The sequence below is a fragment of the Heliomarina baculiformis genome, from assembly GCF_019966545.1.
Lineage (GTDB): Bacteria > Pseudomonadota > Alphaproteobacteria > Rhodobacterales > Rhodobacteraceae > Heliomarina > Heliomarina baculiformis.
Genome location: NZ_JAIMIC010000002.1, coordinates 210,143 through 222,411, shown reverse-complemented (window position 1 = coordinate 222,411; position 12,269 = coordinate 210,143). Strand labels below are relative to the sequence as shown.

Sequence of the window (12,269 nt, the reverse complement as noted above, 5' to 3'; positions counted from 1 at the left end):
CATGCTGCTATGCAGAATACCGTCGCCGCGTTCGGGAGGCACAAGCGACGCAACATCCGCCACGCCGGTGCCTTTGATGCAGGAGACCCGATATGCGATCTATGTTTACCTACGACTTGATGGAAACGATGCGGAATACCAACCAGTGGATGGGTGCTTCCGCAAAGGCCGTCGCGTCCTACCCGATGTTTGCCATGTTGCCGAACCCCGCGCTGCGCTGGTTCGAAGCCTGGGGCGAGGTCACCGAACGTTCCTTTGAACGAATGGTGGTCAAGCCGGACTGGGGCATTCACAGTGTCACCTGCGATGACGGTCGGGATCATCTGGTCGAAATCGAGACCGTGATCGAAAGGCCGTTCGGCGACCTGATTCATTTTAACGTCTCCGGGCGTGAACCCAGCTCTCGCAAGGTATTGCTTGTTGCCCCGATGTCGGGACACTACGCTACTCTTCTCCGCTCCACTGTGCAAAGTCTGCTGGGCGATGTCGACCTTTATGTGACGGATTGGCACAACGCGCGCGATATTCCAGTCAGCGCAGGCAAGTTCGACATCGAGGATTATACCCTCTATCTCGTTGACTTCATGCGAGAACTTGGACCTGACACCAATGTGATCGCGGTCTGCCAGCCAGCGCCGCTCACCCTCGCCGCAACTGCCTACCTGGCCGAGCAGGACCCCAAAGCACAGCCCCGTTCGCTGACCCTGATCGGCGGGCCTATCGACCCCGAAGCCACACCCACCGAGGTCACCGATTTCGGCGCGCGTGTCACCATGGGTCAGCTGGAGCAGGCCATGATCCAGCGGGTCGGCTTCAAGTACCCGGGTGTAGGACGGTTGGTCTATCCCGGCCTCCTGCAGCTTTCGTCCTTCATGGCCATGAACGCGGAACGCCATGCCGATGCCTTCAAGGAGCAGATCTCTCGGGTCGCACATGGCAGCGCGTCGGACCACGATGCCCACAACCGCTTTTACGACGAATACCTTGCCGTGATGGACATGACGGCCGAATTCTACCTCTCTACGGTTGAACGGATATTCAAGAACAACGAGATCGCGAAGAACCAATTCGTGGTAGACGGGCACAAGGTCGATATCGGCAAGATCACAAGCGTCGCCGTCAAAACGGTCGAAGGCGCGAATGACGACATCTCGGCCCCTGGCCAGTGTGTTGCCGCTCTCGATCTCTGCACCGGCCTGCCGGATTCGAAAAAGGCGAGCCATCTTGAGCCCGGGGCCGGTCACTACGGCATCTTCGCGGGCAAGTCATGGCGTAACAATATCCGTCCGCTGGTGCTTGAATTCATCGACGCGAACAGCGGAACGACGACCAAAACCCGCAAGGCGGCCAACAAGAACGCCGCCTGAAACCGGAGCATCGATTGAAAGACTCATCCCCCGCCCGCTTTGAGTGCTCCTGTGGCACCGTTGCGGGCGAGGTTATGCCGGCCTCGCGAAAAACCGGGACCCATGTTGAATGTTTCTGCGTCGATTGTCGTGCGGCCGATATCTATCTCGGCCGGCCTGATCCGCACCCGAACGGCGTCCACATATTCCAGATCAGCCCGGAAACGGTGCATTTCACCCAAGGCAACGAGCATCTGCGCATTCTGCGTTTGGGACCGAAGGGCTTGATGCGCTGGTATGCTGATTGCTGCAAAGCACCGTTGTTCAACACATTGCCGAAACCAACGATTCCTTTTGCGGGACTGATCGTAGATCGCCTGCAGGACCCTGCCCGGATTGGAAAGGTCGTGACCCAAAGCTTTCTACCGGGAAAGGACGGGGCGAGGCGGCACAAGGGCGCATTTACGATGACAATGCAGGTTCTAAAGCGCGCCGCCGCCGCCCGAATGTCCGGTAAGTGGCGGGACACCCCGTTTTTCGATATCGAATCCGGCGCGCCAACCGCGCCGATCCACGTTCTAGACAAAAAGGAACGTCAGGCGCTGGTCCGATCCTAAGTCTGCGGATCCTCTTCCCAAAGAACTGAACATCGCAGGCAGACATCCAATGCAGCATCTGCGTTCACGTTCGAAATGGCCGCCCGGCATCTATTTCCTCACAGGCGGGACATTCCAAGTTTCACCCGCCCCAGCCTCTAAGCGGCGGTTCGGTCGTCGGAATGAATAGATGGGCTGGAGGGTTTCAATACGAATGCGGAAATGACCTCGGTCAGTTTTCGGGTGCCGTCCATCATAGATTCACTCGCCGCCGATGTTTCCTCGAACATCGCCGCGTTGCGCTGGGTGACATTGTCGAGCTGCGCGATCGCTTCGCTGATGTCGTTCAACGCGCCCGACTGACGGTCAGCCCCGGCGGCGATATCGATAATCCGCTGCACGATACCATTCACGGCTGACATGACGCTTTCGTTCGCCTTGCCGGTTTCGCGAACAAGTCCGACACCCTCACCGACCCGGCTGTCACTTGCGTTTATCAGGTTCTTGATTTCCTGCGCTGCATCCGAACTTCGCTGGGCGAGATTGCGAACTTCCGATGCTACAACCGCGAAGCCTCGACCACTGTCGCCGGCACGGGCGGCTTCCACCCCGGCGTTTAGGGCGAGCAGGTTCGTCTGGAAAGCGATTTCGTCGATAACACCGACAATTTTCTGTATTTCTTTCGAGCTTGTTTCGATCTCACCCATCGCCGTCACCGCTCTTTGCACCAGATCACCACTCGCCAGCACCTGGCGCTTTGTTTCACCGGCTTCGGATTCAGCTTCGCGGGCGGATTTTGCCGTGTCTTTGACGGTTGCCGAGAACCGCGACACGTTCGTTGAAATTTCTGCCAACGTCGCCGCCTGCCGTTCCGTGCGATTGGACATATCCTGCGCGGCATTTGCCATTGCCTGCACGTCGGACCCGATGGATTGAGCCGAACTCTGGACGGTCTCGATAGCCATACGAAGCGCGTCGACCGCCTGATTGAAATCCTCGCGAAGGTCGTCGTATTGCGGATCAAGCCTGTTCCTGATCTGCGCGTGCAGATTGCGCTCGCGAAGTAACTTCAGGCTCGAGCGTAAGGTATCCACCACGACGCGCTGCCGGTCTGCTGCTTTCTGCCGATTCTCCGCCTCTTCCCGCGTAGCTTCGCGCGCTTCGCGATCGGCTGCCGCTGCCCGTTCCGCTTCGCTCTCCGCCCGTTTCAAAGCCGCTTCGACTTCCGAACGAGAATGCTGGGCCTGTTTCTTGGCCTCTTCGGCATCGGCCAGCGCGTGTAACGCGTCATCTGTTGATTTCCTGGCCTTTGCATTCGCCTCTGCCAGAGCCTCGTTCTGGGCGCGCATCGCCCGATCCATCTGATGCTGTTTGCTTAGCGCATAGATCAGCGCGCCGGTCTCCAGCAAAAGGATGACCGCGTGCATCGCCGTACGGGGAATATTCTCAGCAATCGTGGCCGAAGGGAAGACCAGCGCTGGCATCAGGAATGTCAGTGTAAGATGGTGCAGCGCAACAAGTGCGGTAGCGGCCAGAACGGCGCGAATATCGTTCAGCGAAACCGTAATCGCCAGCAGCGCAAAGTACAGCATATGCGCGTCGATCTGCCATGCGTGGCCTGCCATTGCCGCGTTCAGGACAACCGCTTGTCCAAGCAGGGCCTGGGCGGCACCGATTCTTGCCACGACAGGCGCCCCCCGTTGCATAAGCGTCCCCACGAGCGCAAAGATCGCCGCGGCGCCACCGATCCAAAGCACCGGGCTTTGAAGATAGAAAGCGACACCGATATTGACTGCCGTTCCGACCCAGGCCGCCGCAACAATCATGCGAGCCTCCCTAAGGTTACAGGAATCTTCGACTGGGGTGTCTTTCATTTCAAATTCCACAAATAGAAGCAATTAACGAGGCACCGACCACAAGAATGGTCCCCTCGCCGCGCAGACGAGACCGAAACCCGGGAGTCTCAGACGTGGCCAGAACGCCCAGCGGCGCAGACACAGGGCCAAGCAGGCGACCGCCAGCGCGCTGAACGATCTGTTCGGATGAAGGCCCCCAAGGCAACGAGACGACGAGAACGGGGCGATCACCCCGCGACGGCGCGCCCGCCAGCACGATGACCGGCCCGGTCATCAGCGCCATCACGGGCAATATCAGAATGGATAAACGCGCCATTTACGATCTCTCGGGGTATTCCAGCCCGGAAGATGGTCGCTTAGTATTGTGATCTCGTTAACAGCGACGCGGCGACAGTGTCACCTCGCGTGCCCCTACCGCCGCCCGAGAAAGACTGGAAAATCGGCATATCTATCCCGCCGCACCGATAGAGGCTCATCCGGTTCGGCACCCGGTTTAAGCAGGCAGCCGCGCGGCGCGATATAACTGTCGATCCTGCGCCGGGCGACTGGCCGCCAGACGAGGTTGAAGGCACAGAGCTTTGGAAAGAAGAACACCTCGGAATAAGGCAGATGATCATGCAGCCACCAAGCCAGATCGCGCCAGTCCCGTCCCTTTTCATAACGATCCGCAAACCACGGGATAACGACCGACGCACCGGCGATGCGGTTCTCGCCCTCGTCCCGGTCCCAGATGTGGCATTCGATCGGGTTATCGTTGCGCGCGCAGTTCAGCCCGTTTTCATTGCCAAACCGGTTCACCTCGGGTGAGCGATAGCCCGACCGGATCGCAACACGCCCGAATGTATCCTGCAACGGGTCCAGCAGCGACCCACAGAACGCGCGCCCGCATTCGATGGCCAGATCGGGGCGTTCGGGCATGTTCTGAAAACCGTGAAAGGCCGCGATTTCGGAATAAAGAAATTCACGCATGTAGAAATGTTCGGACAATCGCACGCGGCCCAAGGTCTCAAGGCTCCACATGGATCCGGGCTTGCGCATCAGCTCTTGCCGAAGCCTTCCCAGCGAAATGCGCCACCCTCGGCCAAGGGCGACAGCGGGTTATGCGCGATTTCCCAGACATGCCCGTCGGGATCGGCAAAATAGGCGATATATCCGCCCCAAAAGACCTCGCCCGGCGCGCGCAGAATCTCGGCCCCTGCCGATTTGGCCGTCTCGACCAGAACGTCCACCTCCTCGCGCGAGCGGACGTTATGTGCAAGGGTCGCGCCACCCTTTCCCAGATGCTCGACCGGAACGCCCATGTCCTCGGCAAGCTTTTCCAGCGGATAAAGCCCGATGCTTTGACCGATGAGGTCGAAAACAACGAGACCATCCGGCGTCTCGACCTTTTCCCACCCCAGGTCGGTATAGAACGCGGCTGCTCTCCCCAAATCCGCCACTCCAAGCGTGATAAGGCTTACCCGCTGTTCCATCTTCATCTGCCCAGCACCTCCATGATGGCTGTTTCGATGATCCCGAGGCAAGGGCCGTCGGAAAACCGATGATCGGCGTCCTTGACCAGTTGCAGCCGCATATCGGGGCTGTCGGCATGATCGAGCAGACGCAGTGCAGTGTCGGTTGACACGGCCGTATCGGCGGTCCCCTGAAGACAACGCACGGGAAACGGAAGGGGCAGCGGAGACCTCAGGACCAGCCGCTTGCGCCCGTCTTCGACCATGCGTCGCGTCACGATATAGGGTTCCATGTAATCCGACGGCAGTTCGACCTGCCCCTCCTCTTCAAGCTGGCGCTTCTGCGCGTCGCTGAACCCCGCCCAATAGCTGTCTTCCGTGAAATCCGGCGCGGCGGCGACGGTGACAAGGCCCATGACCCGATCCGCCCTCTCACGGGCGAGAAGCAGCGATTGCCATCCCCCCATCGACGACCCGACCGGCAGGATGGTGCCTTCGGTCAGTTGATCCACCACGGCCAGCGTATCTTCGTGCCAGTCACCGATGCAGCCGTCCTCGAAACGCCCCGAGCTTTCGCCGTGACCGGAATAGTCAAAGCGCAGGAAAGCAAACCCCTGCGCGCGCGCCCATTCCTCCAGATGCACCGCCTTGGTGCCCTGCATGTCCGATTTCAGCCCGCCGAGAAAGACAATCACCGGACCCTCTCCGGGCGTGGAATGATAGGCGATCCGCCGGCCATGGGCTGTCTCAAGATATTCCGGCGCGCTCATTGCCGGGCCTCGGGCCTATGGGCAAGATCAGGGTCCGACATTCATTTCCTCCAGTTCCGGCATTTTGCCGGGATACTGCGTGTCCCCGCGCCGAGGTGCAAGTTCAGTCCTGTTTCTCGACCTCGTCCAACCCGCGCGCCACCCATGTGGCGGCCAGCGCCATGATGGCAAAACCGGCCAGCGCCAGTTTAGGGCCAAATATCGACGCCACGCCGCCGCCAAGACCGACCAGCAACAGGATACAGCCGATCATGGTGTTCGACACCGCCGCATAGGCGGAGCGCTGATCCTCCGGCGCCATATCCACAAGATAGGTCGACCGCCCCTGCCGCACCCCGTTATAGGCGATCATCAGCACCATCAGGCAGGCGGGCAGCACCGCCACGACCCCGGCCAGATCCATCAGCGACACCACGACCGCCGCCGCCATCGCCACCGCGCCGATGATCCCGCTGCGCATAAGCACCTTGCGGCTCGACGCGTCGGACAGGCGGCCCCAGAGGTATGAGCTCAGGAAACTCGCCAGTGACGAGGCCAGTACAAGCGCGCCCAGCTGCTGCAACCCGCCCTGCTGATCGAGAAGCACGATATAGGGCGGGGCCAGCGCGGTCGACACCAGCAGGCCGCGCACAAGAATGAACCGCCAGAGCTGAGGATTGTCCTTGAGCAGGCTGAAGTCCACGCGGCCCTTGTCGCCGCCGGTTTCGCTATCCATCTCGCGCAGCATCGACATCACCAGTGCAGCACCGCCCCAGAGCAAAGCCGCCAAGCCAATGGCCGCCAACACCAGCGCCTTGTTCTGGATCACGCCGGTGATGAGCAGCAGCGCCAGCAGCAGAACGCCAGCCGCGGCAACCGACCCTGCCGTTCCGGTAATCGCCCCGCGCCGGGTCTTGGCGACGGTCTTGCCGAGAATATCCTTGAACGACACCGAACAGGCGGAACGGAACAGGGCCAGCCCGCCAAGACTGGCACAGATCGCAAGGCCCGCAGTGACACCTTCCAACAGGAACCCCGACACCACGATCAGCGCGGCACATATCCCCTGTCCGGCGCTGCCGATCACCCAGATCCACTTGCGCTGCGCCATCCGCTGCACCACGCCCGCCAGCACGATCTGTGGCAAGAGCGCGCCCGCCTCGCGGATCGGCACCAGCATCGCGATCAGGTACCCCGGCGCGCCGAGGTTGTTCATCAGCCATGTCAGGATCAGCTTCGGGTCGATCAGACCGTCGGCCACCTTGGTCATCGACAGCGCTACCACATGGCGCAGCCCGTTGGCGGGCTCGACCGCCACCGCTTCTTCCGACAGCCCCACATCGTCTTCCGCCCCTCCGGTCAGGGTTTCGAAAAGCTCTTCCGTGGTGTCATGACTCATCTGGGTGCCTTTCAGGTGCCTGTCATCAGAAAATGCGCGCCAAGGTCGCTTGACTTGCCCTGGACCGGGATGCAGATAGGGCGCGAAACATAACCCGCAACCGGGCGTTCAGTGGGCGCCAAACCGACGAGGAGTGCCGATATGGCCCAAATCTCTCTCACCCTTCCCGATGGCAATGCACGATCCTACGACGCGGGCGTCACCCCCGCCGCCGTGGCCGAGGATATTTCTAAATCGCTGGCCAAGAAAGCCATCTCGGCCACCGTCAACGGCAAGCACTGGGATCTGCAATGGCCGATCGACCAGGATTCCGACATCGCGATCCATACCCTGCAGGACGAAGAGCAGGCGAATGAGCTGATCCGTCACGATCTGGCCCATATCATGGCGCGCGCCGTGCAGGAAATCTGGCCCGACACCAAGGTCACCATCGGTCCGGTCATCAAGGACGGCTGGTATTACGATTTCGACCGCAAAGAGCCTTTTACACCCGAAGATCTCGGTCTCATCGAGAAAAAGATGAAAGAGATCATCAACAAGCGCGAACCCGTGACCACCGAGGTCTGGGAGCGCGCGCGGGCGGTCAAGCACTACGAAGACAATAACGAACCCTACAAGGTCGAACTGATCGACGCCATTCCCGGCGACGAACCGCTGCGCATGTACTGGCACGGCGACTGGCAGGATCTGTGCCGCGGGCCGCACCTGCAGCACACCGGCCAAGTGCCCGGCGATTCCTTTAAGCTGATGTCGATTGCCGGGGCCTACTGGCGCGGCGACAGCAGCCGACAGATGCTGCAGCGCATCTATGGCGTGGCGTTCCAGAACAAGGAAAAGCTTAAGGCGCACCTGCACATGCTGGAAGAGGCCGCCAAGCGCGACCACCGCAAGCTGGGCCGCGAAATGGACCTGTTCCACATGCAGGAAGAGGCCCCCGGTCAGGTCTTCTGGCACCCGAATGGCTGGACCATCTATACCCAGTTGCAGGATTATATGCGCCGCAAGCAGCGTGCCGGCGGCTATAGTGAAATCAACACACCGCAGGTTGTCGACCGCAAGCTCTGGGAAGCGTCGGGTCACTGGGACAAGTACCAGCACCACATGTTCCTTGTAGAAGTCGACGAAAGCCGCGACGGCGAGAACGACGATGCCTCGGCCAAGAACAAGGACCAGACCCGGATCAACGCGCTCAAGCCGATGAACTGCCCCTGCCACGTGCAGGTGTTCAACCAAGGCCTCAAATCCTACCGCGATTTGCCCCTCCGGCTGGCCGAGTTCGGCTCCTGCGCGCGGTTCGAACCCTCGGGCGCGCTGCACGGCATCATGCGCGTGCGCGGCTTTACCCAGGATGACGCGCATATCTTCTGCACCGAGGACCAGATCCAGGAGGAATGCGCGCGATTCATCGACTTCCTCGCGGATGTCTACAAGGAACTCGGCTTTGACGATTTCGAGATCCGCTTTGCCACCCGCCCGGAAAAGCGGGTCGGCACCGAGGAAAGCTGGGATTACGTCGAGAACGCGCTGGAAAACGCGATCAAGGCCGTAGGCCGCGACTATGTGCTGGAACCGGGCGACGGCGCCTTCTACGGGCCAAAGCTCGACTTTTACCTGACCGACGCGATCGGCCGGGTCTGGCAATGCGGCACGTTTCAGGTCGATCCGAACCTGCCGGAACGGCTGGGGGCCAGCTACATCGCGGCGGATGGCGACAAGCACCGCCCCTTCATGCTGCACCGCGCCTGCCTCGGTAGCTTCGAACGCTTCATCGGCATCCTGATCGAAAACCACGAAGGCAAACTGCCCTTCTGGCTCGCGCCGCGTCAGGTTGTCGTCGCCTCGATCACCTCCGAGGCGGATGACTACGTGCACGAGGTCGTCGCCGAGCTGCAGGCCGCAGGTGTCCGCGCCGAGGCCGATATCCGCAACGAAAAGATCAACTACAAGGTTCGCGAGCACTCGGTCGGCAAGGTGCCGGTCATCCTTGCCGTCGGTCATCGCGAGGTCGAGGAACGCACCGTCTCCCTCCGCCGCCTTGGCGAAAAACAAACCAGCGTGCAGGATCTGTCCGCTGTAACAAAAGCTCTTGGCATCGAAGCAACCCCGCCGGACCTGTTGTAACAAATCCCTCGCCTGCCCCCTATTTCCGCCGCAAACCGGGGGCAGGCTTTGAAACATTTGACAAAATTCCCGCTTTTCAACAGCGTTTCTCCTGTCGAAGCCTCACACTGGCTGACAGCGGCGTGAGGCACGGCCTCGTGAAACCCGTGCGGCAACCGGCCCGGCTAGGGTTGAGCACGCCCGACCAAGATTCATGATCAAGGAGGAAGAACTCATGTCAAACACCGCAAAAACGCTCGCCGTTGCCAGCGCCGTCGCTGCCGCTCTCGCCGCTCAGGGCACCACGGCGACCGCCCAGTCCAAAGAGAAATGCTACGGCGTGTCGCTTGCCGGACAGAACGATTGCGCCGCCGGTCCCGGCACCACCTGTGCAGGCACCTCGACCGTCGACTATCAGGGCAACGCCTGGACGCTGGTCGATACCGGTACATGCTCCGAGATCGACCTGCCGGACATGGCCGATGGCACCGAACGCGAAGGATCGCTGGAACCGCTGCAACGCGACCTGCCCGCGTAACCCCGAAGTGGGCGGCCGCGCCGCCTACACACCGGAGCAACCGAGATGCTCGATACCGCCCGCCTCAACCGCCTTCCCGCCGCGCCCGGCGTCGGCTTCAAGCCGCAGCATTTCGCCGCGATCATGGAGGACGCAGGCCCGGTCCGCTGGCTTGAGATCCACGCGGAAAACTACATGGGCGATGGCGGGCGGCCCTTGGCCCAGCTGCGCGCACTGGCCGAGCGTTTCGCCATCTCCGTCCACGGCGTGGGGCTTTCCATCGGCGGTGCCCAGCCGCTCGACAAGGACCACCTCGCGCGGCTGGCCAAGCTTGTCGGCTGGCTCGACCCCGCGTCTTTCTCGGAGCACCTGGCATGGTCGAGCCATGGCGACACCTATCTGAACGACCTGCTCCCCCTTCCCTACACCAATGCCACGCTCACCCGCGTGGCCGAGCATATCGATACCGTGCAATCCACGCTTCGCCGCCCGATGCTGCTCGAAAACCCGTCGAGCTACCTCGCCTTTGCCGAAAGCACATGGTCCGAGCCGGAATTCCTTGCCGAACTCGCGCGTCGCACCGGTTGCGGCCTGTTGCTCGATGTTAACAACGTCTTTATCTCTTCGGTGAACCTCGGCTTTACGCCGCAAAGCTATCTCGATGCCTTTCCGCTGTCCCGCGTGGCGGAAATCCATGTCGGGGGGCATGACCACGATGCCGACGATCACGGCGCCCCCCTGCTGATCGACAGCCACGCCCGCCCGGTCGCCCCACCGGTCTGGGACCTGCTTGCTGAGGTTCTGGCCCGCACTGGACCCTGCCCGGTTCTGGTCGAATGGGACAACGATGTGCCAGACTGGCCAACCCTGCGCGATGAGGCCCGCCGCGCTGAACACGCCCTGCAAACGGTTGCGGTCGGATGACCGCCGGGACCGGCAGTTTCGCACATGCCCTGCTACACCCAAATGTGACTCTGCCCGAGGGGCTGACCGACGGAAACGGGCAGCCCGCAGGCCGCCGGCTCAACGTGCTGCGCAACAATGTCGCGAGCTCTCTGGGCGAAGCGCTGCGCAACGGCTTTCCCGTCGTCACAAAGCTGCTCGGCACCGAGAACATGAAAGCCATCGCAGCCTTGTACCTGCGCGCCTACCCGCCCCGCTCTCCCGTGCTCAGCGCATACGGCACTGACCTGCCCGAATTCTTGGCCGGACTGTCGCAGCTTTCCCACCTTGGCTATCTGCCCGACATCGCGCGGCTCGAACTGGCCCTGCGTGCCTCCTATCACGCGGCGGATGCACCCGCCCTCGATCCGTCACGGCTGACCGACCTGTCACCGCAGGATCTGACCGAATCCACGCTCTCATTCGCACCCTCGCTGCGTCTCGTCCGCTCCCGCTGGCCGGTCCATGCAATCTGGCTGCGCAATACTCAACACGACGCGCCGAAACCGGTGGCAGAGCCGCAGGATGTCCTGATTACCCGCCGCGAATTCGATCCCGTCCCCCACCTGCTGCCCCGCGGTGGGGCGGACTGGATCGCCGCAATTTCCAAAGGCCAAAGCCTCGGAGACGCTTTGGATGTTGCACAAACCACCGCACCGGATTTCGATCCTGCCAGCACCCTCGCCATCCTGCTGCGGGACAATGCCCTGACGTCGCTGACCCTGAAAGACCAACGCCTATGACCGCTCTCGTCAATCTCTACCTGCGTATCGCATTCACCATCGAACAGCGGCTCGGCACCGTGCTGATGCCCACCCTCGCCCGCTTCGTCTTTGCCGCGCTCTTCGCGCTCTATTACTGGACCTCCGCCATGACAAAACTCGGCGGCGATATCTCGGGTCTGTGGCAACCGACCTTCAACGCCTATGCGCAGATCTTTCCGAAAGCAGCTGAAGCCTCCGGCTACGACATCAGCGCGGCCAGCAGTTTTGAGAAATTCACCATCCTCGCCGGAACATGGGCCGAGTTTATCCTCCCCGCCCTGATCATCATTGGCCTTTTCACCCGCATCTCAGCAGCAGGCATGATAGGATTTGTTGTGGTGCAGACGCTGACCGATCTTTACGGTCACGGCGCGATCACCCAGCCCGATACCCTTGGCGCATGGTTCGACAAGGACCCCGGCAGCCTGATCCTCGACCAGCGGGCGCTTTGGGTTATGCTATTGCTGATCCTCGTCTTTCGCGGCGCCGGTCCCGTATCCGTCGACCAGCTCATCAAGCAACGGCTCAACGTGCGCTAGACGGACCGCA

Annotated in this window: 13 protein-coding genes; 7 read left to right on the top strand and 6 right to left on the bottom strand. The window is 61.3% G+C overall.

Features of this window, described 5'->3' with window-relative positions; translation table 11 throughout:
- Nucleotides 1–92 precede the first annotated feature (92 nt).
- Nucleotides 93–1,367, top strand: a complete 1,275-nt coding sequence (phaZ, locus tag MF268_RS04680; RefSeq protein WP_238369747.1) for a polyhydroxyalkanoate depolymerase — start codon at nt 93–95, stop codon at nt 1,365–1,367.
- 14 nt (nt 1,368–1,381) lie between these two features.
- Complete coding sequence (locus tag MF268_RS04675; RefSeq protein WP_238369746.1) at nt 1,382–1,963, top strand: DUF6151 family protein; 582 nt, start codon at nt 1,382–1,384, stop codon at nt 1,961–1,963.
- Between the two features lie 137 nt (nt 1,964–2,100).
- Here the strand turns inward: MF268_RS04675 and MF268_RS04670 are convergent, their stop codons facing one another.
- The 6 genes from MF268_RS04670 to MF268_RS04645 form a co-directional block, all read right to left on the bottom strand.
- The gene (locus tag MF268_RS04670) at nt 2,101–3,768 is read right to left on the bottom strand and encodes a methyl-accepting chemotaxis protein (RefSeq protein ID WP_238369745.1); all 1,668 of its coding nucleotides are present in this window, start codon (nt 3,766–3,768) and stop codon (nt 2,101–2,103) included.
- A gap of 49 nt (nt 3,769–3,817) precedes the next feature.
- Entirely contained in the window at nt 3,818–4,114 is a 297-nt protein-coding gene (locus tag MF268_RS04665) for a hypothetical protein (RefSeq protein WP_238369744.1), read from the bottom strand.
- A gap of 95 nt (nt 4,115–4,209) precedes the next feature.
- On the bottom strand, nt 4,210–4,818 hold the full coding sequence (locus MF268_RS04660; RefSeq protein WP_238370200.1) for a hypothetical protein: 609 nt from the start codon (nt 4,816–4,818) through the stop codon (nt 4,210–4,212).
- 17 nt (nt 4,819–4,835) lie between these two features.
- The gene (locus MF268_RS04655) at nt 4,836–5,270 is read right to left on the bottom strand and encodes a VOC family protein (RefSeq protein ID WP_238370199.1); all 435 of its coding nucleotides are present in this window, start codon (nt 5,268–5,270) and stop codon (nt 4,836–4,838) included.
- Nucleotides 5,271–5,272: 2 nt separating this feature from the next.
- Complete coding sequence (locus tag MF268_RS04650; RefSeq protein ID WP_238369743.1) at nt 5,273–6,019, bottom strand: alpha/beta fold hydrolase; 747 nt, start codon at nt 6,017–6,019, stop codon at nt 5,273–5,275.
- 103 nt (nt 6,020–6,122) lie between these two features.
- Entirely contained in the window at nt 6,123–7,397 is a 1,275-nt protein-coding gene (locus MF268_RS04645; protein ID WP_238369742.1) for an MFS transporter, read from the bottom strand.
- Nucleotides 7,398–7,538: 141 nt separating this feature from the next.
- On the opposite strand from MF268_RS04645, the gene thrS reads away from it, so the two are divergent.
- From thrS to MF268_RS04620, 5 genes are all read left to right on the top strand, one after another.
- On the top strand, nt 7,539–9,518 hold the full coding sequence (thrS, locus tag MF268_RS04640) for a threonine--tRNA ligase (RefSeq protein WP_238369741.1): 1,980 nt from the start codon (nt 7,539–7,541) through the stop codon (nt 9,516–9,518).
- A 214-nt stretch (nt 9,519–9,732) separates the two neighbouring features.
- On the top strand, nt 9,733–10,035 hold the full coding sequence (locus tag MF268_RS04635; RefSeq protein ID WP_238369740.1) for a BufA1 family periplasmic bufferin-type metallophore: 303 nt from the start codon (nt 9,733–9,735) through the stop codon (nt 10,033–10,035).
- Nucleotides 10,036–10,080: 45 nt separating this feature from the next.
- Nucleotides 10,081–10,938 carry an MNIO family bufferin maturase gene (bufB, locus tag MF268_RS04630; RefSeq protein ID WP_238369739.1) on the top strand — a complete coding sequence of 286 codons (858 nt, stop codon included), beginning with the start codon at nt 10,081–10,083 and terminating at the stop codon, nt 10,936–10,938.
- Nucleotides 10,935–11,699, top strand: a complete 765-nt coding sequence (locus MF268_RS04625; protein ID WP_238369738.1) for an HvfC/BufC N-terminal domain-containing protein — start codon at nt 10,935–10,937, stop codon at nt 11,697–11,699. The genes bufB and MF268_RS04625 overlap by 4 nt, the downstream gene beginning before the upstream one ends.
- Nucleotides 11,696–12,259 (top strand): DoxX family protein, encoded by a 564-nt coding sequence (locus tag MF268_RS04620; RefSeq protein WP_238369737.1) that lies wholly within the window; start codon nt 11,696–11,698, stop codon nt 12,257–12,259. Before MF268_RS04625 ends, MF268_RS04620 begins: the two co-directional genes overlap by 4 nt.
- Nucleotides 12,260–12,269 lie beyond the last annotated feature (10 nt).